19 protein-coding genes are annotated in these 21,496 nt (G+C 65.2%); 9 read left to right on the top strand and 10 right to left on the bottom strand.

The window, feature by feature from the left end:
• Positions 1–61 precede the first annotated feature (61 nt).
• The 6 genes from X566_RS03675 to X566_RS03655 form a co-directional block, all read right to left on the bottom strand.
• Positions 62–2,266: a TonB-dependent receptor domain-containing protein gene (locus tag X566_RS03675; RefSeq protein ID WP_051443845.1), complete on the bottom strand. Its 2,205-nt coding sequence runs from the start codon at positions 2,264–2,266 to the stop codon at positions 62–64.
• Positions 2,267–2,429: 163 nt separating this feature from the next.
• Positions 2,430–2,807 carry a DUF2946 family protein gene (locus X566_RS24590; protein WP_152539787.1) on the bottom strand — a complete coding sequence of 126 codons (378 nt, stop codon included), beginning with the start codon at positions 2,805–2,807 and terminating at the stop codon, positions 2,430–2,432.
• Positions 2,808–3,003: 196 nt separating this feature from the next.
• Complete coding sequence (locus tag X566_RS03670; protein ID WP_034463574.1) at positions 3,004–5,067, bottom strand: membrane protein; 2,064 nt, start codon at positions 5,065–5,067, stop codon at positions 3,004–3,006.
• 105 nt (positions 5,068–5,172) lie between these two features.
• Complete coding sequence (locus X566_RS03665) at positions 5,173–8,028, bottom strand: DUF4159 domain-containing protein (protein WP_034463569.1); 2,856 nt, start codon at positions 8,026–8,028, stop codon at positions 5,173–5,175.
• Complete coding sequence (locus X566_RS03660; protein WP_034463566.1) at positions 8,025–8,951, bottom strand: DUF58 domain-containing protein; 927 nt, start codon at positions 8,949–8,951, stop codon at positions 8,025–8,027. Before X566_RS03660 ends, X566_RS03665 begins: the two co-directional genes overlap by 4 nt.
• A complete protein-coding gene (locus X566_RS03655) occupies positions 8,951–9,952 on the bottom strand; it encodes a MoxR family ATPase (RefSeq protein ID WP_034463563.1) in 1,002 nt (333 codons plus the stop codon). Before X566_RS03655 ends, X566_RS03660 begins: the two co-directional genes overlap by 1 nt.
• Positions 9,953–10,260: 308 nt before the next feature.
• On the opposite strand from X566_RS03655, the gene X566_RS03650 reads away from it, so the two are divergent.
• The 6 genes from X566_RS03650 (at position 10,261) to X566_RS03625 (ending at position 14,866) form a co-directional block, all read left to right on the top strand.
• The gene (locus tag X566_RS03650; RefSeq protein ID WP_034463560.1) at positions 10,261–10,854 is read left to right on the top strand and encodes a DUF1285 domain-containing protein; all 594 of its coding nucleotides are present in this window, start codon (positions 10,261–10,263) and stop codon (positions 10,852–10,854) included.
• Between the two features lie 51 nt (positions 10,855–10,905).
• Positions 10,906–11,595 (top strand): CoA pyrophosphatase, encoded by a 690-nt coding sequence (locus X566_RS03645; protein ID WP_409337805.1) that lies wholly within the window; start codon positions 10,906–10,908, stop codon positions 11,593–11,595.
• Entirely contained in the window at positions 11,592–11,855 is a 264-nt protein-coding gene (locus X566_RS03640; RefSeq protein WP_034463557.1) for a DUF6111 family protein, read from the top strand. Before X566_RS03645 ends, X566_RS03640 begins: the two co-directional genes overlap by 4 nt.
• Positions 11,852–13,099, top strand: coding sequence for a CCA tRNA nucleotidyltransferase (locus X566_RS03635; protein WP_244434671.1), 1,248 nt, complete (start codon positions 11,852–11,854; stop codon positions 13,097–13,099). Before X566_RS03640 ends, X566_RS03635 begins: the two co-directional genes overlap by 4 nt.
• A gap of 124 nt (positions 13,100–13,223) precedes the next feature.
• The gene (locus X566_RS03630; protein WP_244434670.1) at positions 13,224–13,994 is read left to right on the top strand and encodes a TSUP family transporter; all 771 of its coding nucleotides are present in this window, start codon (positions 13,224–13,226) and stop codon (positions 13,992–13,994) included.
• Positions 13,991–14,866, top strand: a complete 876-nt coding sequence (locus X566_RS03625) for a serine hydrolase (protein ID WP_081740038.1) — start codon at positions 13,991–13,993, stop codon at positions 14,864–14,866. The genes X566_RS03630 and X566_RS03625 overlap by 4 nt, the downstream gene beginning before the upstream one ends.
• A gap of 63 nt (positions 14,867–14,929) precedes the next feature.
• Here X566_RS03625 and X566_RS03620 read toward each other — a convergent pair whose 3' ends face one another.
• The 4 genes from X566_RS03620 to X566_RS03605 all read right to left on the bottom strand — a co-directional run bounded on the left by X566_RS03620 (position 14,930) and on the right by X566_RS03605 (position 17,419).
• A complete protein-coding gene (locus X566_RS03620) occupies positions 14,930–15,205 on the bottom strand; it encodes a YodC family protein (RefSeq protein WP_034463555.1) in 276 nt (91 codons plus the stop codon).
• Between the two features lie 119 nt (positions 15,206–15,324).
• A complete protein-coding gene (locus X566_RS03615; RefSeq protein WP_152539786.1) occupies positions 15,325–16,068 on the bottom strand; it encodes an HAD family hydrolase in 744 nt (247 codons plus the stop codon).
• Positions 16,059–16,949 (bottom strand): oxygen-dependent coproporphyrinogen oxidase, encoded by an 891-nt coding sequence (gene hemF / locus X566_RS03610; RefSeq protein WP_034463553.1) that lies wholly within the window; start codon positions 16,947–16,949, stop codon positions 16,059–16,061. Before hemF ends, X566_RS03615 begins: the two co-directional genes overlap by 10 nt.
• On the bottom strand, positions 16,949–17,419 hold the full coding sequence (locus X566_RS03605) for a tRNA (cytidine(34)-2'-O)-methyltransferase (RefSeq protein WP_034463551.1): 471 nt from the start codon (positions 17,417–17,419) through the stop codon (positions 16,949–16,951). The genes hemF and X566_RS03605 overlap by 1 nt, the downstream gene beginning before the upstream one ends.
• Positions 17,420–17,710: 291 nt before the next feature.
• On the opposite strand from X566_RS03605, the gene petA reads away from it, so the two are divergent.
• The 3 genes from petA to X566_RS03590 all read left to right on the top strand — a co-directional run bounded on the left by petA (position 17,711) and on the right by X566_RS03590 (position 21,488).
• Positions 17,711–18,238, top strand: coding sequence for a ubiquinol-cytochrome c reductase iron-sulfur subunit (gene petA / locus X566_RS03600; protein WP_034463550.1), 528 nt, complete (start codon positions 17,711–17,713; stop codon positions 18,236–18,238).
• Positions 18,239–18,291: 53 nt separating this feature from the next.
• Positions 18,292–20,352, top strand: coding sequence for a cytochrome c1 (locus X566_RS03595; RefSeq protein ID WP_034463548.1), 2,061 nt, complete (start codon positions 18,292–18,294; stop codon positions 20,350–20,352).
• 461 nt (positions 20,353–20,813) lie between these two features.
• Positions 20,814–21,488, top strand: a complete 675-nt coding sequence (locus tag X566_RS03590) for a dienelactone hydrolase family protein (protein ID WP_034463547.1) — start codon at positions 20,814–20,816, stop codon at positions 21,486–21,488.
• Positions 21,489–21,496 lie beyond the last annotated feature (8 nt).

Here is a 21,496-nt window from a genome sequence, read left to right as displayed (position 1 = left end):
CAGACATCGTCTCGTCGGCTTGCCCGGAATGCGGTGTCCGCATCCCGGAGATTCTGCCGTCTTAGAACGTCGTGCTTGCGAACAGCCGGACTGAACGGCCGGGCAGCAGCACCTCGTCCTTGCGGAACGAGACGTGGTTGCGCACCTCGTCGTTGAGCAGGTTGGTGCCGACGATGCCTAGACGCGTTTCCTTGATGCCGAGCGTGTTCGGTGGTGCCTTCATCGTGTAGGCGAGTTCCGCCTTCAGAAGGTTGTAGCCTTTGGTCGGCGTTTCGTTCAATGCCAGATTGTTCTGCGCGAACGCGTGTAGCAGGCCGACGCGAGCATACCAGGCGCTGTTCTTGAGGTAGACGCCGCCGCCGAGCCGATGCGGCGGAATGCGCGGCACGAAGCTGCCATCGCTAAAGCGCGCATCGACGAAGTCATACTGACCATCCACGCCGAGCGTCAGCTCGCCGATCTTGGTCAGGTCCAGTTGGGTCGCGAGTTCAGCCCCCCAGAACCGCGCATTGCGCTGCGCGTAGACCACCTGGCGAAGCTCGTCGCCGCCGCCGCTGCCGCAGGATTCGAAATCGTCGTCGCAACGCAAGCCCGTTTCCTGGCGATAGATGAAATTGTGGTAGCGCGTGTAATAGACAGTGGCATCGAAGCGCCAGCGGCCTTCCACCTTGCGCAGGCTGGCCTCGACGCTGCTGGCGGCTTCCTTGGTCAGGTTCGGATTGCCGATCTCGAACGTGCCTGACGCATCGTGCGGGCCTTTGGCGAACAGCTCGATCGCCCGCGGTGCGCGTTCGACATATTGCGCCGAGAGACCGGCGACGAGGCCGTAAGGCAGCGCCTTCAGGGCTCCGAGGCTCGCACTCAGCGGAGTGAAGTCGCGCTTGGCACCGAACTCCACCGGCTCGCCGCTCGGCCCATCGAGGTCGGCCGGAAAGGTCGCCGCCGTCCCCTGGACATGCGCATGATCGACACGGGCGGCCGCCTGCAGCTTGAAGGTCGGCGTCATCTGCAGTTCGTTGAACACATAGAAGGCGCCGGCGGTGGTTTCGCTCGGAGCGAGCAGCGAGCCCGCTTCGCCCTCGGTGCCGAGCTTCTGATGGTTGAACTGGATGCCGGGCGCGATCGTCAGCGCCCCAAGCGCGGTATCGATCGGCTTGAACTGGGTTTCCAGCCGCGCCTCCTGCTCGCGGTTGCGGAACGTTGCCTGCACGCCGTCGCTGCCGTCTTCGCCGATCCCCTTTTCGAAGTGACGATACTCGGTGGCACCGAACCATAAACGAACCGCATCGATGATCGCGGAGTCGGGGCGGAATTCGCCCTTACCGAGAAGCTTGGTCTGCTGCATGTCGATCCGGGTATTGGTCTCGGCCGATTCTGTGCCGGGGATGTGGTAGAGCGCCGAGGTGTTGGTCAGTGCGACGCCGAAGTATCCCTGGTCGAAGAAGTACGAGCCGCCGACCGCGCCGCCCGCGATCCGCGAGGCCGAGTTCGCCTGCACGCCGCCCGGGATGTTGTAGTCGCTGGTGCTGCGTCCGAACGTATCGAGATGGATCGCGGCGTTCTCGCCGCGCCCGTTGATCGCGAACGAGCCTTCGCCGCCACGATCGACCGACGAGAAGGCGCCGCTGGCGCGGCCGGAAATTCCTTCCGGCGTCCACGGCATCGGGATGCGGTTGTTGTCGATACTGACCACGCCGCCGATCGCCTGCGAGCCGTACCGCAGCGTGGCTGGTCCGCGTACGACCTCGACCTTGTCAGCTGACAGGGTGTCGATTGGCACCGCATGATCTTCGCCGAGATCGGAAACGTCGAGCGCCGAGGTGCCGTTTTCCTGCACGCGGACGCGGAAGTTATCGAGGCCGCGGATCACCGGGCGGCTCGAGGCCGCCGAGAAGGTCGAACCAGTGATGCCAGGCTTGTCGAACAAGAGATTGCCGAGCGCGCCGCCATTGCCGAGACCGCCGCCGTTCTCGCGTTGGATCTGTTCGGCGGTCATGCTGGTGACGGCAGAGAAGCTCTGGTCGATCAGGTTCGGCGTGTCGTCGGTGGGAGCCGGTACCGCTGGCGCTGGAGCTGCGGGCGCCGCCGTCGCGGGGCGTTGCGGCCGCGCTGCCGGCCGGCGCGCTACGATCGGGCTCGCGGTCACCGCGATCTCGGGCAGCGTATTGGTGCCGGCGCTTTGTGCGTGGGCCGTGCCATCGAGGGCGGCTGCGAGGATGAGGGTCGAGCTGCAGCACAGCAGCGTGCGCCGGAGGTGGGGAGGCATGATGTTCAGTCCTGGATCGGGCCGTCACGCCGCGCCACACGAGGAGGCCGCAGCTGTGCCGGTTGCCGCATTGTCAGCAGAGGAAGTTGGAATCGCCCGTTACGGTCTTGCCGCCACGCGACGTGCGAGCGGGGAAACCAAGGGAGGCGGTCGACGGTCGCGGTCAGGCGGAGGGCGGCGCGCGGGACCGGAAGGCGGCGCGGCGCCTATCGTGTAGCGCTAAGCCGAGGCGGACGGTCAGGTGACCGATGGCTGCGGGCTCGTGTCGCGGCAGGTCGGGCGGCGTGGCGGCGAATGGCGCGGCCATCGCCACGGCGCAGACGAAACACGGGTGCGGCAGGCCATGATGGTCGTGATCGTGATCGTGGTCTGTGTCGCTGTGATCGGATGACGGGCTCAGCGCCTGTTGGACGACGCTGATCTCGTGGCTGTCATGGGCGCCGCCCCAGTGCAGATGGCCGAACGACAGCACGAGATTGAGCGCCAGCGCGAACAGCGCAAGGCATGCCCCCAGTCTCGGTCTCGATCGAAACCACCCCATCGTCGCGCCAATGACCCCAAGTCAGCGTGAAAGTCAGCGTAAAAGTCAGCGTGGATGCTGGCCCTCTGACCGGTCCCCCAAGACCAGCTCCTGCAAATGTTATAATATAACATTGCAGTGCCGCATGGACCTGTCAATGGCAGAAACGCTTGGGCGTCGTGCGTCAAACGCGTTGGAGACGAGGTGAAGGGCGACGTCAGCGCCCTTCACGCAGCCAGGTGGCGGCAAACGCCCCGAGCAGCAACAGGAGGCCGATCACGCCGGCGAAGATCGGCAGCACGCCGATGCCCTTCACCACGCTAGCCTCGCGCATCTTCAGGCCGAGCCAGCTATCGCCACGGAAGACGCTGGAGGCACGGACAGGGAGAATGCGCGGCATGTCGAGGGAGGTGCCGTCCATCACCCGCCGCGCGTCGCCGCCAGTCGCCTGTGCCAGGGGAGCCAGCATCTCGGTGGTGGAGGTGACCTCCGAGAATTCCTTCGGGTTGACCGGGCCGACATTAATCAGCGCGGTCAGCTTGCCGTCGGTCGCCTGCCACAGGCCGAGTTCGTCGGCATTGACGGTGGCGCGCCAGAGCCCCGGCTCGGACGCCGTGAGGTTGAGCTCGCGCTTGGCACCGGACGGCGAAGTCACGGTCACCGGCGGAACTTCGTCGGTCATCGTCTGACGGGTGATGATCAAATCGTGGCCCTGCACCGACATGCGCAGCGCCTCTTCCTCCAGATCCGGTTGCTTCATCAGCCAGTGCGACAGCCGCCGCAGCAGGTCGAGGTGTGGTCCGCCACCTTCGTAGGCGCGCGCCCACAGCCAAATATGATCGGAGAGCAAGAGTGCGACGCGGCCTTCGCCCTGCCGCGACAGCACCAACAGCGGCTTGCCGTCAGCGCCTTCCATGATCGACGAACCGGTGACGTTGCGGGTGTCGATCTGGCGGAAGAACCGACTCCAGTGCGGCGGATCGCTATCGGCGCCTTCCAGTCCGCGTGTCACCGGGTGGCGTTTGCCTGCATCGTTCACGCGGGCATAGAAGCCGCGCTCGGTGACGCTCACCGGTTCGGCCGGCAGCACGGAATCCAGCGGCGTGCGCCAGATGCTGCTGCTGCTGGCGTAGTCGGGCCCGGCCGCGACCAGCACCGCGCCGCCATTGCGGACATAACGGGCGATGTTCTCGAAATAGCCGATCGGCAGCACGCCTTGCCGCGCGTAGCGGTCGAAAATGATGAGCTGGAATTCGTGGATCTTCTGCAGGAACAGCTCTCGAGTCGGGAAGGCGATCAGCGACAGCTCGTTGATCGGCGTGCCGTCCTGCTTCTCCGGCGGCCGTAGAATGGTGAAGTGGACGAGATCGACGCTGGCGTCAGACTTCAGAAGGTTGCGCCAGGTGCGCTCGCCCGAATGCGGCTCGCCGGAGACGAGCAGCACCCGCAGCTTGTCGCGTACGCCGTCGATCGAGACGACCGCGCGGTTGTTGACCGGCGTCAGCTCGCCTTCGAGCGGCGAGGCCTCGATCTCGACGATGTTCGGGCCTGCATGCGGGATATCGACCTCGATCGAGGAGGTCTGGCCGCTCATCATCGTGCGTTGGGTCAGCGTCTGGCCGTCGTGGCGGATCGTCACTTGCGCGCGCTGGCCGGTGACGCCCTGATCGTCCAGCCGATAGGTGATCCGCTGGGGTTGGCCGACGATACCGAACCGAGGCGCGGCGACGATGGCGATACGGCGGTCGCGCTCGTCCTTCTGGCCGGTGACGAGGGCATGCAGCGGGGCGTTGAAGCCGAGCGCCGTCACGTTTGCGGGAATGTCGTGGACACGGCCGTCGGTGATCAGGAAGGCGCCGGCGACGCGATCGGTCGGCACGTCGGAGAGCGTGGAGGCCAGCGCCGAGAACAAGCGGGTGCCGTCGGTCTCACCGTCGGCCTGGCCGGCCTCGACCACGCGCACCTCGAGGCCCTTGATCTGCTTCAGCCGGTCGATCAGCGCCTCGCGGACCTGCTCGGTCTCCTTGGCGCGGTTGCCGAAGTTCTGGCTCGGGCTCTTGTCAACCACGACGGCGGCGACCGACGACAGCGGTTCGCGGTCCTCGCGGGTGAAGGAGGGGTTTGCGAGCGCGAGCAGGATCAGCGACAGCGCAGCGACGCGGATCGCCGCGCCGCGCGCCCGCGTGAACGCCAGCACGGCGGCGATGATGATGATCGCCGCGAGTGCGATCCAGAGAACAAGCGCCGGAACCAGCGGCGCGAAGGCAATGCCATACTGCATGGGCGCTACTCTAGGTCATCGTCCGGTTAGCCCGGACCATGATCTCATTGGTTGGTTGGTGCATGATCCGATCGGAAAACCGGTTCCCGCTCTTCCGGGTCATGCCTATTGCCCCAGCCGCTCGATCAGAGCCGGGACATGCACCTGGTCGGCCTTGTAGTTGCCGGTGAGCGTGTACATCACGATGTTGACGCCGGCGCGGAACGCGAATTCGCGCTGGCGCGGTTCGCCGGGCGAAAGCGGCAACATCGGCTGGCCGTCCGGACGCAATGCCCAGGCGCCGGCGAGATCGTTCGAGGTGATGATGATCGGTGAGACGCCGTCGCCGCCGCGTGCGGGCCGTTGCGCGCTCTCGTCGTCCTCGTTCTCGCGCGGCAACGCCTCCACCCAGGTCTGGCCTGTGGTGAAGCGGCCAGGAAAGTCGCGCAGCAAATAGAAGGTCTTGGTCAGCACATGCTCGCGCGGCACCGGCTCCAGCTCAGGCACGTCGAGGGAGGACAGGATGTTGCGCAGGGTCAACATACCGGGCGTCTCCGATTCGCCGTTCGGCGTTGCCGGCGCTTCGATGGCATCGCGAGTGTCGAACAGCACCGTGCCGCCCTGTTTCATGTAGGCGTCGAGCTTGTTCAGTGCCTCCTGCGGCAGGCGCGGCGTGCCGGCGATCACCGGCCAATAGATCAGCGGATAGAACGATAGTTCGTCGCGCGCGGGATCGATGCCGATCGGATCGCCGGCTTCGAGCGCCGTGCGTTGCGCCAGAAACAGGGTCAGGCCCGCCATGCCGGCTTTGACGATCGAATCCACGTCGGCATTGCCGGTGACGACATAGGCGAGCCGCGTCTGCGCAACCGCCTTGATGGCGGCTTCGTCGTTTTGCGAAGAGGGGGGCACAGCTGCTGGCGCGCTTTGCGGCTGTTGCGCGTATCCAGCAGTCGGCGCGCCGGCGATCGCGGCGGCCGCAAACAGCACGGCGATGATGGAGGCAGCGGCGCGGCGGCGCAGCAGTCCGGCAATGCCCGCGCCCATGATCGCGATCACCAGCGCATCGAGCAGGAACAGGCCGAGCGCGCCGGACAGCAGCCAGCCGCGCAGGTCGCGCGGCTCGGCGTTGCGATAGGCCGCATGCTGCGCACGCAGCGGCGAGGTGTCGAGTGCGGCGATCCGGTCAGCAGCCGCAAGCGTGTTGACGGCGAGCGGGCTGTCCGCCGGTCCGTAGAATCCGGGCGGATGATCCGGCGTCGCCCGGTCGCGGTAGTCGGCTTTCAGCGGCTTCGCGGTGGCTGGTGGCGGGCCGAACGCTCCGAAGCCATCGAGAATGCGCGTCGGCGCTACGGTCTCGGTGGTCGCTTCGCCTGCAGGGCCGGCACCCGCGGTTTGGGTGTAGCCCGAAATGTCGACGATGCGTCTCAGCATTTCCACGAATGTACCTGAAAGCGGCAGGTCCGACCAGCGCGTGTCGGCGCTGACATGGAAGAGGGCAACGACACCCTTGCCGCGCTGTTCGCCCGTCACCAGCGGCGTGCCGTCGGCAAGCGAGGCCCAGCTCTTGGCGGTCAGCGATGCATCCGGTTCCGCCAGCACCTGCCGCGTCACGGTGATGTCCTTCGGCACGGTCAACCCGGCGAACGGGCCATCGGGCGAGAACGCGGCAAGGTTCTGCGGCTTCTCCCAGGTGAGCGCACCGCCGAGGCTGCGCCCGCCGCGTCGCAGTCTCACCGGCACGAGATCGTCGTCGGCCGCGGCAAGCCGCGGGCCCGCGAAGCGCACCAGCACACCGCCTTGGGCGATCCAAGCATTCAGCCGCTCGCGGATTTCAGGGGCAAGCGTGCCGACGTCGGCGAGCACGATCATCGGTAGCTTCTGATCGAGGAAGCGGCCGATGGCGGTTGCGGGCGCGCCGCGATCGCCAGGGCGCACGTCGGCGAACGGTCCGAGTGCGCGCGAGAGATAGAAGGTGGACGCGAGCAAGGGCTGGGCGGTATCGGAGGTGGCTCCGCTGACGATACCGACCGCGCGCCGCCGCCAGCGCTTATCGAGGAGCTGCACGGCGCCGGCGGAGCGTTCGCCGGCGATCTCGAGCCGGGTGATGTCGTTGCGCAGTTCGACCGGCAGGTCGAATGCGGCTTCGGTCTCGCGGTCAGTCAGGTTGAAACTGAATTGCGCATCGCCGATCGGTGCGCCCTTGGCATCCAGCGCCCGCACGAGACCACTTTCCGGCAGGCCGCCGGAAGGCCGCAGCACCTTCACGACCATCCTTGCCGCGGCGTTCTCGGCCCCGGCCAGGGCATGGGACGGCGCCGTGCCGCTGTCGTAGATCGTCAGCGGGCGGCTGCCGATGGCGGCGGGAAGGCCCGAGACGAACTCTGCTCCGCGGCCGGTATCCACGCCATCGGAGATCCAGACGACCTCGGCATCACCCGTGGCGTTTAGGAAACGACCAATGGCGGGCAGCATATCGACGCGCTCGACCGCGTAGGGTTTCGGCGCAAGCTGGCGCAGCGCGACCCGCGCATTGCCGGCGGGCATCAGCGTGATGTCGCGCGCGGGCTCGGACATCGGGATCAGAGCCACGCCGCGGCTGTCAGTCTCGGCGGTCGCGATCAGCTCGTCGGCGGAGCGGATGCGCGTCTCCCAGCTTGCCGCGGCGCTCCAGCCGTCGTCGATCAATAGCACGAGCGGTGCACTGGAACGGGCGGCGCCCGCAACCGGATTGTAGATCGGACCTGCTGCGGCGAAGATCACGAGCGCTGCGGCAAGCAGGCGGATCAACGTCAGCCACCATGGCGTGCGCGCCGGCGTCTCCTCCTTCGGTGCGATGTCGAAAAGCAACCGCGTTGGCGGAAAGTCGATGCGCCGCGGGCGCGGCGGCATCACGCGCAGCAGCCACCACAGCACCGGCAGGCTGACGAGCCCGATCAGCATCAGCGGCTGGGCAAAGGCGATAGGCAAATTTCCGATCATGCGCGGCGTCCGATCTGGCCGCCCTTGTTGGCCGCCATGCCGCTATGCAGATAGAGCAGCAGCTCGGCTGCCGAACGATCCGTGTTGTGGATCGGGAATAGCCAGCCGCGCCGTCGGGTTTCCGCCCGGATGTGTTCGCGATGCAGTTCGACGCGGGCGACATAGTCGGCGGCCCAGGTCTCGGCACGTCCGGCGGTGACGACGCCGGCGCCTTCCGGTTCGACGAATTCGATACGGCCGGAATAGGGAAACGTCTCCTCGGCGGGATCGACGACCTGGACCAGCGTGCCGTGCGCGCCGGTGGACGACAATCCGTTCAGCGTTGCCCGCACCTCGTCGATTGGCGACCAGAAATCCGAGAAGACGACGACTTCAGATAACGGGGAGGGCACGAAGGCGGGCGGTAGGCTGGCGCGGGTCGTGGTGTCGTGAATGATCGCCTGCGCCATTTTGTCAACGACATTGCGACTGCTGGTCGGGTTCATCAGGCCCGGAATGCCGACGCGCTCGCCGCCATCGACCAGAAGATCAGCCAGCGCGAACGTGACGATCAGCGCGCGCTCGAGTTTGCTGTCGCGGGCCTTCTTCGAGGCGAAGGCCATCGACGGCGACCGATCCGGCCACAGCCAGACCGTGTGCGAGGCTTCCCATTCCTGCTCGCGCACGTAAAGATGGTCGTCGCGCGCCGAGCGCCGCCAGTCGATATTCTGTGCCGGCTCTCCGGTGGCAAAGCGGCGATACTGCCAGAAGCTTTCGCCAGGGCCCGCGCGCCGGCGCCCATGCAAGCCATGGATCACGTTGTTGGCGATGCGGCGCGCTTCCAGCACCAGACGCGGCAGCGATGCCGCGAGCGAACGGCTCTCGCCATCCGCGCGCCTGACTGCCTCGAGTTCGCCTGCCGTGTGGACCGCCGCGTCCGCCATCAACCGATCCGGGATTTGAGCTGGCCGATCACGTCAGCCACGGTGCGCCCCTCCGCACGCGCGGAGAACGTCAGCGCCATGCGGTGCTTCAGCACGGGTTCTGCAAGGTCGAGCACGTCGTCCACTGACGGCGCGAGGCGGCCGTCGAGCAGCGCGCGGGCGCGGACCGCCAGCATCAGCGCCTGGCTGGCGCGCGGACCGGGCCCCCAGGCGATCGCCTTGGCGATCTCGCCGCCGTCCGGTCCCGGACGCGCCGAGCGCACCAGCGACAGGATGGCCTCGACCACGGAGTCGCCGACCGGCAGGCGGCGCACCAGCCGCTGCGCCGTCATCAGCACGTCCGGCGTCATTGCGGGCCTGGCTTGCGTTTCCTCGGCGCCGGTGGTCTCGAACAGGATGCGCCGCTCGGCGTCACGATCCGGATAGTCGACGTCGATCTCCATCAGAAAGCGGTCGAGCTGCGCTTCGGGCAGCGGATAAGTTCCTTCCTGTTCAAGCGGGTTCTGCGTCGCCAGCACATGGAACGGCTTTGGCAGGTCGTGGCGGGCGCCGGCGACCGTCACATGCTGCTCCTGCATCGCCTGCAGCAACGCCGATTGGGTGCGCGGCGAGGCACGGTTGATTTCGTCGGCCATCAGGAGCTGAGCGAACACCGGGCCGGTGATGAAGCGGAATGAGCGCTTGCCGGTCGTGCTCTCGTCCAGCACCTCGGCGCCAAGAATATCGGATGGCATCAGGTCGGGGGTGAACTGGATGCGCTTGGCGTCGAGGCCAAGCGTGATGCCAAGCGTCTCCACCAGTTTGGTCTTGGCGAGGCCGGGCACGCCGATCAGGAGCGCATGGCCACCGGACAGGATTGTGACAAGGGTGTTTTCCACAACCTGTTCCTGTCCGAAGATGATGGTGCCGATCGCTTCCTTCGCCGTCTTGATGCTGGCGGCGACCTGCTCCGCGGATCGTACGATCACGTCTTCCAGTTTCTCGACACCTTCCGCAGCCATCCTGATCTCCTGTTGCAGGCTCCGCGCAACCCTTTGCCAACCTTGCCGCCGTTTGTCGCGCTGCAAGCTCCATGCCTCGCCTACATGCCTGATCCAACGGCACCTAAGGTGGCACCTAAGGCCCGGCTTGCGCGCTGAATTGGCAGCTATGCTAAACAGACCCTAAGCTAGACTCTTCGTAAGCTTATGTATTCCCTTGAATTCCGATATTCCCGCATTATCGGGGACAGGGAAGCATCGGCCAATCACGTTCCGGCGACCTCGCGTCACCGGTGCGAACGCCAGAGCAAACAGCGTCAGGACAAACAATGGCGAACCAAGGGCAAGTTTCCTCACAAGGTCTGGACGGGCTTGCGACCGCTGCGCGCACGGCTGCGAAGAAAGGATTGCCGCCGGTCCACCTGTGGAACCCGGACTTCTGCGGCGATATCGACATGCGCATCGCCAGCGATGGAACATGGTTCTATCTTGGCACGCCGATCGGACGGCCGGCGTTGGTGCGGCTGTTTTCCACTATTCTCAAGCGCGAGGGCGACAAGCACTTTCTAGTGACGCCGGTGGAGAAGGTCGGCATCCGCGTCGATGATGCGCCGTTCATGGCGGTGGAAATGCAGAAGGACGGCGAAGGCGATAGCCAGCGCCTGCATTTCCGGACCAACGTCGATGACTGGGTGGAGTGCGACGCCGAGCACGAGTTGCGCTTCAAGCAGGGCAAGGACGGCGGCCTGACGCCATACCTGCATGTGCGGCGCGACCTGTGGGCGAAAGTGACGCGGCCGATCTACTATGATCTCGTCGAACTCGGCGAGGAGCGTCACTACAACGGGCAGGAGATGTTCGGCGTTAGCTCCGGCGGCGTATTTTTCCCGATGGCGGGAGCCGAGCAGGTGCGGGAGATTTGAGGGGGAGGGCCCAAGGCCAGAGGCTTGGGTCATCAGACGAGGAAACGACTGTTGAGCAATTCGGCAACGACGGTGGGGGCACCGGCCGCTCTCAAGGACGTCACGTTGACGTCCGATGAGTTCTTCCAGCGCGTCCGCGAGCGCTTCAATTTCGATATACCGCCAGGCCTGACCGATCCATCCATCATTCCCCGTACAGATGACGAGGGCATGAATCGCGTGCTGGAGATCATCGCCAAGGAGAAGCCGATCCGCCCCGCCGCGGTGCTGGTGCCGATCATCGACCGCGCAGAACCGATGGTGCTGCTCACCCAGCGGTCGGCGCATCTGAACGATCATGCGGGGCAAGTCGCGTTTCCCGGCGGCAAGATCGATCCGACCGATGCATCGCCGAAGGATGCCGCGCTGCGCGAGGCGGAGGAGGAGGTCGGGCTCGACCGGTCGTTCGTCGAGCCGGTGGCCTATATGGATTTGTATGGCACGCCGTTCGGCTATCGGATCCTGCCGATGATCGCCCGCGTGAAGCCCGGTTTCGAGCTGCGCGTCAACGCCTCCGAGGTCGACGACGTGTTCGAGGTGCCACTGGCGTTCTTGATGAACCCGGCGAACCATTTCCTGAAGACGCGGCAGTTTCGCGACATCACCCGCAGCTATTATGAGATGCCTTACGGCGATCGCTACGTCTGGGGCGTGACCGCCGGCATCCTGCGTGCGCTCTATCAGCGGGTCTTCATTCCATGATCCGTCCGGTTCTGACCGAAATCGGAATCTTCCTTATCCCCTTTGCTGTCTATGCGGTTTACCTGATCGTGACCCGCTCGGCGCTGTTTCATCGGAGCTCCTGGCCTCTGCCGGTCGTCGGCTGGCTGACGGCGGGTGCGCTGGCGCTGGTATTCATAAGCCTGGTTTTGCTTGCGAATTTCTCCGGCACGCCGCCCGGATCGACCTATGTCCCCGCGCATATCGAGAACGGCAAGTTGATACGGGGGAGGGAGCAGTGAGCACGGTCCGCACCGTCGAGCGGTTGCGCGGCGCTGGCTGGCTCGCGACCGGCGGCGCGGCGAAGGTGCTGGCATTGCTCAATGCGGGCGGCGAGGAGGCGCGCGTCGTCGGCGGCGCGGTGCGCAACGCGCTGCTTGGCCTTCCAACCGGCGACATCGACATCGCCACCACCGCCACGCCAGATGAGGTCGTCCGCCGGGCGAAGACTGTGGGCATCCGCGCGGTGCCGACCGGCATCGAGCACGGCACGGTCACCTTGCTGGCCGATGGGCAGCCATACGAGGTGACGACGCTGCGCGAAGACATCGAGACGTTCGGTCGCAGGGCGAAAGTTGCGTTCGGCCGCGACTGGGCGCGTGATGCCGAGCGACGTGATTTCACCATCAACGCGCTGTCGGTGTCCGCCGATGGACTGGTGCACGATTACGTCGGCGGTCTTGACGATCTGGCCGGGCGGCGCATCCGCTTCATCGGCGAACCGTCGCGGCGGATCGCGGAAGATTACCTGCGCATCCTTCGGTTCTTCCGCATCCATGCCATCTATGGCGCGGGTCCGGTGGACCGCGAAGGGCTGCAGGCGTGTATCGCGGGCCGAGCCGGCCTTGCTGGGTTGTCTGCCGAGCGGATTCGGATGGAAATCGTGAAGCTGCTGGTCGCGCCAGGAGCCGCGGACGCGCTGCAGGAGATGGGCGACGCCGGGCTGCTCCTGCTCCTCTTCGGCGGGGTCACCTATCACGCGCCGCTCGCCGCGATGGTCGAAGCTGAGACAACGCTGGCGCTCAAGCCGGACCCGATGCGCCGCCTGGCGGCACTGGCCGTCGCAACCGTCGAAGATGCCGAGCGGCTTGCGGGCCGGCTGCGGCTATCGAATGCGGAAGCGCTGCAACTCGATTCGATGGCGCATCGCTGGTGGCGGCTCGAGTCGCTCGATGAGGCGCAGGCGCGGGTGCGACTCTACAAGCTCGGCGCGCAACGCTTTCGCGATCGTGCCATGCTTGCCTGGGTTCGCTCCGGGACGCGCGCGGACTATTGGCGTGATCTCGCCACCCTCGATCGTCGCTGGGCAGTACCGGTGTTCCCGCTGAAAGCCGCCGATTTCATCGCGCGCGGCATGCAACCCGGACCTGCACTGGGAGAGGCGCTCGGCCGCGCCGAGCAGGCGTGGATCGAAAGCGGTTTTTCCGCTGAGCCGACAATGCTATCGGCCATCGCCGATCGGATCGCGCAGGAGCTGCGCGCGTAGCGACGCTCTGGGCTGCAATAGCTGCCGCGATCTGTGATGGTCAGGCGCTTGTGATAGGTTTCCGCCCCGCGCCGGGACGATTTCACGACGGGAATCGCGGTCGCGACTTCGAGGCTCCGCTTCCGTGCCACTGCTCGCCGACATCGCTGCTGGGTTTGCCGACATCTCGCTGCCTCAGATCGTACTGGTTGCCGCTGTGGCGCTGTTTGCGTCGGTGGTCGGCGGTGTCGCGGGTTACGGGACTGGCGCATTGATGCCGCTGGTGCTGGTGCCGATGGTCGGAGCCGAGCCTGTCGTGCCGATCATCGCCATCTCGGCGCTGTTTTCCAACACTGGACGCATCGCCGCGTTCTTCAGGCAGGTTGATGTCCGCCGCGCGCTGATCGTGATTGCGGGCGCGGCCCTGACCTGCGTTCTCGGTGCTTACGGCTATTCGCGGCTGACCGGTGTCGGTGCCGCGCTGGTGATCGGCACGATGCTGATCCTGAGCGTGCCGTTGCGGCGGCTGGCGCGGCGGAGCGAATTGAAGCTCGGCGATCGCGGCCTTGCGGCGGGCGCGGCGGGCTTCGGATTGTTGGTCGGGGGCACTGCGGGCTCCGGCGTGATCCTGCTGACGCTGTTGATGTCGGCGGGATTGCAGGGGGCGGCGGTGGTCGCGACCGATGCAGCGATCTCCGTGGTCGTCGGTATCGTCAAGGTGTCGGTGTTCGGCATGGCCGGTGCGGTGACGGCGCAGGTGATCGCGCTTGGGCTGTTGATCGGCATGATCGCCTTTCCCGGCGGCTTTCTCGCCAAGATGCTGGTCGACCGCATGCCGGTCCATATTCATACCGCCATGCTGGATGCGGTGGTGATCGTCGGCGGCGCGACGATGATTCTGTCGGCGTTCCGATGATCACGGCATCTGCGACGGTGGTGAGTGGTGATCTTGCCGAATGCCATTCCACCGGCGATCATGATAGCGATCGAGATGTGCCCTGGTGGAGTTTCACCAAGACGCTGATCGCGGCGGCGGCCCTCGTTCTGGTGCGCGACGGGCGCCTGCAGCTCGATACACACATGCCGGGACGGCGCTTCACGCTGCGTCAGCTTTTGCAGAATCGCGCGGGCGTGCCGAATTACGGAGGTCTTGCCGCCTATCATCGCGACGTGGCGGCAAACCGCGATCCGTGGCCGGTCGCGGAGTTGCTGCGCGCCGTCGATGCGGATCAGCTGCGGTTCTCGCCCGGCGAGGGCTGGGAGTATTCGAATGTCGGCTATCTGCTGGTGCGTCAGGCAATCGAGGAGGCGTGCGGAAGCGATCTCGATCATGCGCTGAAGCGGCTGGTATTCGCGCCGCTCGGTATTGCCGGTGCGCGCGTAGCGTTGGCGCGCGCCGACCTCGCCGATGTCGCTATGGGCGAAGCCGCCTCCTATCACCCAGGTTGGGTGTATCACGGGCTCGCGGTCGGACCGATCGGTGATGCCGCGTCGATACTGGATCGCTTGCTCACCGGCGATCTGCTGCCAGCGCCGTTGCTGGCTGCGATGTGCGATGCGCACCCGCTTGGCGGGCCGGTCGAGGGGCGGCCGTGGCAGACGGCGGGCTATGGTCTCGGATTGATGATCGGCACTGGCCGCGTAGGCCAGCGTGTGCTGGGACATACCGGCGGCGGTCCAGGAAGCGTGATTGCCGTTTATCGGTGTCCGGCGCGCAACCGCACGATCGCGGCATTTTCGCCGAGCGCCGACGAGAATGCCGTCGAGTCGTTCGCATTTGCGGACTGAGCGCAGCCGTCGCCGACGCACACGGGACAAAGCGTCAGCGCAGGCCGCCCCGTTGAATGGGTGTCAGGCAACGGCGCGATTTGCGTCGTCCGCGTCTTCATCCTCTTCGTCGTCGTGACCGTTGGCCGAGGCTTCCGCCTCGTCTTCATCGTCTTCGTCGTCGTCCTCATCGTCTTCGATCTCGACGAGTTCGAGGGCGATGGCAGGAAGCGTCTCACGGAACAGATCGCCTTCCTCACCGAGCCAGATGCATGCGACGCTCTGGTCGTTCACTTCGGCAACGGTCAGCGGCTGCCCGCCGGATTTCAGAACAACGACATCGCCAGCCTTCAAGGTCATTATCGGCTCCTGTTGCAGGGGTATGCGCACGATAGGCCTCTCGCGTGACAGGCCAATCACAGGAGCATGTCGCGGCAGGGATCGCCGACGTCAGGCGTGTATCGCGGCTGCGTCCCGCGTCAGCCCGGCAGCAGTTCCGACAGCGAACGGATGATGCGGTCGGGTTTCACAGCGGAGCCTTCCGGTAGGCCCTCGTCATGCGCGTCCATCCAGATCGCATAGATGCCGAGCCGCTGCGGTGCGATGACCTCCCATTCGAGGTTGTCGCCGATCATCCAGGTGTCGCACGCACTGACCCCGAGCGCATTCATCGCGTGGTGATAGGCGCGCTCCTCCGGCTTGCCGAAGCCATGCTCGCCCTCGATCTGGATGTGATCGAAGCGATGCGTTAGCGCGAACCGCTCCACCTTGGCGCGCTGGGTGGGGCCTGCGCCGTTCGTCACCAGCGCGAGCTTTACGCCGCACGCCTTCAACGCGTCGATCGCATCGTGCACACCGGGGAAGAGCGCCATGTTCTCATCGCGGAAGGCCGAGAAGCGATCGGCCATGCGAATGCAGAAGTCGCGCGACATCGGTTTCTGACCGGCCGCTGCGAGGGCGGCGAAGCCGGCCGCCACAGTGATGCGCCGCGCTTCGTTCAGCTTGAGCCGCCAGTGCGCCTCGGCCGAATCCCAGAACTGCCGCGCGGCAGCCAGGATGGCGGCCGCCGCTTCGTGCGGCAGGATGGGCGCGAACTCGGTTGCGAATTCTTCCGCCACCGCCTGCCAGGCCAGTGCGGGCTTGCCGTAGGCCGACAGAATGGTGTCATCCATATCGATCAGCATGGCCCGGGGCAGGGCAGGGATCTTGCTGCTCACGGCCATTTCACCTCCGGGGGCAACGACGACAGGATCGAGTTCACGTTGCCGCCTGTCTTTAGGCCGAACACGGTGCCCCGGTCATGCAGCAGGTTGAACTCGACGTAGCGCCCGCGCCGGATCAGTTGCTCCTCGCGGTCGGCTGAAGTCCATGGGGTTGCGAAGTTGTGCCGCACCAGCGCGGGATAGATGGCGGCGAACGCGCGGCCCACCTCCTGGGTGAAGGCGAAATCCGCATCCCAGTTACCGGAATTGTGGTGATCGTAGAAAATGCCGCCGATGCCGCGCGGCTCCTTACGATGCGGCAGGTAGAAGTATTCGTCGCACCAGGCCTTGTATTTGTCATAAGGCGCCACCGCCGCGTGGGCGTCGCAGGCGGCCTTCATCGCTGCATGGAAGGCACGGCTGTCGGCATCCTCCTGGGTGCGGCGCCGATCCAGCACTGGCGTCAGGTCGGCGCCGCCGCCGAACCAGGCCTTGGTCGTTACCACGAAGCGAGTGTTCATGTGTACGGCCGGCACATGCGGGTTGCGCAGGTGAGCGATCAGCGAGATTCCGGATGCCCAGAACCGAGGGTCTTCGGCGGCGCCGGGCATCTGCGCCCGGAATTCGGGAGCGAACTCGCCGTGCACCGTCGAGCAATGCACGCCGACCTTCTCGAACAGCCGTCCGCGCATCATCGACATCACCCCGCCGCCGCCCTTGGCGCCGGTGTGGTCGGTCCGCTCCCAGGGAGTCCGCTCGAATCGGCCGGCTTCATCCTGATAGAGGGCTGCGGGGGCTTCGTGCTCGAGCGCCTCAAACGACGCGCAGATATCGTCGCGGAGGCTTTCGAACCAGGTGCGGGCGCGGGCCTTCTTAGCCTCGATATCGTCGGGAAGGGTCATCAGCCGGTTAGTCCTGTTGGAATGCCTCTTGTTTGCCTCAAGGCCTCGCCGAGCGCCATCGCTGCCGCCATGGCGACATTCAGCGAACGCATGCCGGATCGCATGGGAATCAGCAGCCGTTCGTCGGCCGTTGCTGCGACCTCGTCGGGAACGCCTGCGGACTCCCGGCCGACCATCAACACGTCGCTGGCTGCATAACGGCAATCGAGATAGGAGCGGCTGGCCTTGGTGGTCAAAAGCAGCAGCCGTGCGCCTGCCTCCTGTCGCCAACGCTCGAAGTCGGCCCACGAGATGTGTCGGAAAACGCGCACCTGATCGAGATAATCCATCCCGGAGCGCCGAAAATGCCGATCGGAGATCGGAAAGCCGGCCGGCTCGATAATATGAGCCTCGACCGCGAGGCAGGCGCATAGCCGGAGAATCGTTCCGGTGTTCTGGGGAATGTCCGGTTGGAAGAGGGCTATGCGCATGAGCGATCGGCAGCGTTTTCCGGCATGTCTTTTTTGGGGAAAAGTCACACTGGGCTAAGGATTTGCCGGCTCCGGTCGCCGCAGCACGATGCGGGCTTGCGCTACCGCGGCAAGGGTGTCAATAGAACCGTTCTGAATGGGGGTGTTTCGGCGCTTTTGCGGCGAGCATGCCCATGTGGACCTACCGCCGCGGGGGCGCGGCGCCGGTGGCTATCCTTGGGTCAGCGCATGCGTCGCATGCAGGCCTGATCGGGGCGGTTGGCCGGCCATGACCGGAAAGGGTTAAGAATCGTGACGACGACGGCTTCGGCGCACGCGACGCGCCGTGATTTTCTCTACGTCGCAACCGGGGCGGTTGCAGCAGCGGGAGCCGCGGCGGCCGTTTGGCCGCTAATTTCGCAAATGAATCCAGACGCCTCGACCATCGCCGCCGGCGCGCCGATCGAGGTCGACCTGACGCCGATCGCCGAAGGGCAGCTGATCAAGGTCTTCTGGCGCGGCAAGCCGATCTTCGTCCGCCATCGCACCCCGAAGGAAATCAAGGAAGCTCAGGACGTCGATGTCGCGAGCTTGCGTGACCCGCAGGCGGACTCGGCGCGCGTCAAGGAAGGCCACGCCGACTGGCTGATCGTTTACGGCAACTGCACCCACCTTGGCTGCATTCCGCTCGGCAACCAAGGTCCCTATGGCGGCTGGTTCTGTCCCTGCCACGGTTCGGTGTTCGATACCTCGGGCCGTATCCGTCAGGGGCCTGCACCGACCAACCTGCCTGTTCCTCCCTACGCATTCGTCTCCGACAGCAAAATCAAGATCGGCTGAAAACAGCCGGGACCGATGAACGTCGCGCAATATTTCTCTCTCAAGGTTGCATCATGAGCGGACCGTCCACCCTAGAGCTCCAGAATCCAGTCCTGAAATGGTTCGAGCGGCGGCTGCCGATCATCGGCCTCGTGCACTCCTCGTTCGTGGCGTATCCGACGCCGCGTAACCTGAACTACTGGTGGACCTTCGGCGGCATCCTGTCGTTCATGCTGGCGGCGCAGATCGTCACCGGCATCATCCTGGTGATGCACTACACCCCGCATGCGACGCTCGCGTTCTCGTCGATCGAGCACATCATGCGCGACGTGAACTACGGCTGGCTGATCCGCTACCTGCACGCCAACGGCGCGTCGATGTTCTTCATCGCCGTCTACATCCATATGTTCCGCGGCATGTACTACGGCTCCTACAAGGAGCCGCGTGAGGTGCTGTGGATCCTCGGCGTCATCATCTACCTGCTGATGATGGCCACCGGCTTCATGGGCTACGTGCTGCCGTGGGGCCAGATGAGCTTCTGGGGCGCCACCGTCATCACCAACCTGTTCTCGGCCTTCCCGTTCGTTGGCGAGCCGATCGTCACCTTCCTCTGGGGCGGTTACTCGGTCGACAACCCGACGCTGAACCGCTTCTTCTCGCTGCACTACCTGCTGCCGTTCATGATCCTCGGCGTCGTGATCCTGCATGTCTGGGCGCTGCATGTGGCGGGTCAGGGCAATCCGGCTGGCGTCGAGCCGAAGACCGACAAGGACACGGTGCCGTTTACCCCGTACGCGACCATCAAGGATGCGTTCGGCCTGGCCTGCTTCCTGATCTTCTACATGTGGTTCGTGTTCTACGTGCCGAACTATCTCGGCCACGCCGACAACTACATCCCGGCCAACCCGGGTGTGACGCCGGCGCACATCGTGCCTGAATGGTACTACCTGCCGTTCTACGCGATCCTTCGCGCGATCCCGAACAAGCTCGGCGGCGTGCTGGCGATGTTCGGTGCGATCGTCGTGCTGGCCTTCCTGCCATGGCTCGACAGCGCAAAGACTCGTTCGGCGCGCTATCGTCCGCTGTTCAAGCAGTTCTTCTGGATCTTCGTGGCGGTCTGCCTGGTGCTGGGTTGGCTCGGCTCGAAGCCGGCAGAAGGCGCGTATGTGATCGTCGCCCGTATCCTGACGGTCTACTACTTCGCGCACTTCATCATCATCCTGCCGCTGCTCTCGCGCATCGAGAAGCCGCGTCCGATCCCGAACTCGATCGCCGACGATGTGCTCGGCAAGAAGGCGATTGCCTCGGTCGCCGTGGCGGCCGTCGCCGGTGCGTTCCTGTTCGCCAGCGCCGGCAGTTCGCTCGCTGCCGATGAGGGCCACAGCCAGCCGACCCCGCCGCCGCAGAAGTGGTCGTTCGCGGGGCCGTTCGGCAAGTTCGACCGTGGTGAGCTGCAGCGTGGCTTCAAGGTCTACAAGGAAGTCTGCGCGACTTGCCACAGCATGAACTATCTGGCGTTCCGCAACCTCGCTGAGCCCGGTGGTCCCGGCTTCACGCAGGCGCAGGCCGCGGCAGTGGCTGCCGAGTATAAGATCAAGGACGGTCCGAACGATCAGGGCGAGATGTTCGAGCGTCCCGGCCGTCTGGCGGATCGGTTCCCGGCACCGTTCCCGAACGAGCAGGCGGCGCGTGCGGCCAATGGCGGCGCCTTCCCGCCGGACATGTCGCTGATCGCCAAGGCTCGCACCTATGAGCGCGGCTTCCCCTGGTTCCTGATCGACATCTTCACCCAGTATCAGGAGCAGGGCCCCGACTACATCGTCGCGCTGCTGCATGGCTACGAAGATGCGCCACAGGGATTCACGCTGCCGCCGGGCACGAACTACAACAAGTACTTCCCCGGTCATGCGATCGGCATGCCGAAGCCGATCAATGACGGTCAGGTGACGTACGATGACGGTTCGCCGCAGACGGTCGATCAGTATGCGAAGGACGTGACTGCATTCCTGATGTGGGCGGCCGAGCCGCACATGGAGGCGCGCAAGCGCATCGGTCTGCAGGTTCTGGTGTTCCTGGTGCTGCTCTCGGGCCTTTTGTACTTCACCAAGCGCAAGGTCTGGGCGGCTGCGCACTAAGCGCTGACGCGATTGTTAAACGACACGAAAGGCCCCGCTGGACGGGGCCTTTCTTTTTGGGAGGGCCAAACCATCGATCCCGGGCTCATGCTGCGAGCCGACTGAAAATGCAGCCTAAATTTCCGGTATTGTCTTCGTTATGGTCGAGCATAGCCGTTTGAAGGCCGGCATCGCTTCGGCTCTCTTGCGACGATGCGGCGCTGACGTGGATGCGCGGGTGAACTCCATGCAGGACGGCTGAGATAGCTTTGCGGCCGAGACGTATAGTCGGCACGCTCGACATGAGGGGCAGGCTCTGCGCGAAGCTCAACCAGTCGCTTAGCCGCACGCGTTGAGCATTGCGGATTGCGTGCCGCAGCGCCACAATATGAGGAGGGAGCATGATTTTTGGAAAGCGCCTGCTGCTCTCCCATGCTTCGTCCTGTTAGTGCACGACCGCAGAAACGCGAGTGGAGGATCGAATGGGCACCAGCATCAGCTACAAGCGCCCCGACGGAAAAGAGAATGGCGGCTACTTGGCCTCGGCCGGACGCTCCGGTGCGCCGGGCATCGTCGTCATCCAGGAGTGGTGGGGTCTGCAGGACCAGATTAAGGGCATCTGCGACCGCTTCGCGCTCGCCGGTTTCGATGCGCTCGCGCCCGATCTCTATAACGGCGTCGTCGTGCCATATCACGACACCGACGCTGCGGGAAAGGAAATGAACTCCCTGAATTTCATGGATGCAACCGATCAGAACGTGCGCGGCGCGGCGCAGTTCCTGAAACGCAACGGCGCCAAGGTCGGCCTCACCGGTTTTTGCCTCGGTGGCGCGGTGACGGTGATCGGCTCCACCCGTATTCCGGAATTGTCGGCAGGCGTCGCTTTCTACGGCATTCCGCCGGAGCAGGCGGCCAAGGCCGTCGATGTGAAGATTCCGCTGCAGGGCCACTTCGCCAACCGCGACGACTGGTGCACTCCGCAGGTGGTCGACGCGTTCGAGGCTGGGCTGAAGGCGGCCGGCAAGACTTACGAGTTCTTCCGTTACGATGCCGACCATGCCTTCGTGAACGAGCAGCGGGCTCCGGTGCATGACCGGCAGGCTGCCGAGCAGGCCTGGGGCCGGGCGGTCGCCTTCTTCAATAAGCACCTCGGCTGAGGCCGCCG

The sequence above is a fragment of the Afipia sp. P52-10 genome (assembly GCF_000516555.1).
Classification (GTDB): Bacteria; Pseudomonadota; Alphaproteobacteria; order Rhizobiales; family Xanthobacteraceae; genus P52-10.
This window is presented reverse-complemented; position numbering and strand designations above follow the sequence as displayed.

Coding starts and splice junctions, on each gene's coding strand:
- X566_RS03650 (WP_034463560.1), top strand. CDS start 10,261: ATGGCGAACCAAGGGCAAGTTTCCTCACAAGGTCTGGACGGGCTTGCG.
- X566_RS03655 (WP_034463563.1), bottom strand. CDS start 9,952: ATGGCTGCGGAAGGTGTCGAGAAACTGGAAGACGTGATCGTACGATCC.
- X566_RS03615 (WP_152539786.1), bottom strand. CDS start 16,068: ATGGCCGTGAGCAGCAAGATCCCTGCCCTGCCCCGGGCCATGCTGATC.
- X566_RS03640 (WP_034463557.1), top strand. CDS start 11,592: ATGATCCGTCCGGTTCTGACCGAAATCGGAATCTTCCTTATCCCCTTT.
- hemF (WP_034463553.1), bottom strand. CDS start 16,949: ATGACCCTTCCCGACGATATCGAGGCTAAGAAGGCCCGCGCCCGCACC.
- X566_RS03660 (WP_034463566.1), bottom strand. CDS start 8,951: ATGGCGGACGCGGCGGTCCACACGGCAGGCGAACTCGAGGCAGTCAGG.
- X566_RS03670 (WP_034463574.1), bottom strand. CDS start 5,067: ATGCAGTATGGCATTGCCTTCGCGCCGCTGGTTCCGGCGCTTGTTCTC.
- X566_RS03620 (WP_034463555.1), bottom strand. CDS start 15,205: ATGACCTTGAAGGCTGGCGATGTCGTTGTTCTGAAATCCGGCGGGCAG.
- X566_RS03605 (WP_034463551.1), bottom strand. CDS start 17,419: ATGCGCATAGCCCTCTTCCAACCGGACATTCCCCAGAACACCGGAACG.
- X566_RS03595 (WP_034463548.1), top strand. CDS start 18,292: ATGAGCGGACCGTCCACCCTAGAGCTCCAGAATCCAGTCCTGAAATGG.
- X566_RS24590 (WP_152539787.1), bottom strand. CDS start 2,807: ATGGGGTGGTTTCGATCGAGACCGAGACTGGGGGCATGCCTTGCGCTG.
- X566_RS03665 (WP_034463569.1), bottom strand. CDS start 8,028: ATGATCGGAAATTTGCCTATCGCCTTTGCCCAGCCGCTGATGCTGATC.
- X566_RS03625 (WP_081740038.1), top strand. CDS start 13,991: ATGATCACGGCATCTGCGACGGTGGTGAGTGGTGATCTTGCCGAATGC.
- X566_RS03590 (WP_034463547.1), top strand. CDS start 20,814: ATGGGCACCAGCATCAGCTACAAGCGCCCCGACGGAAAAGAGAATGGC.
- X566_RS03675 (WP_051443845.1), bottom strand. CDS start 2,266: ATGCCTCCCCACCTCCGGCGCACGCTGCTGTGCTGCAGCTCGACCCTC.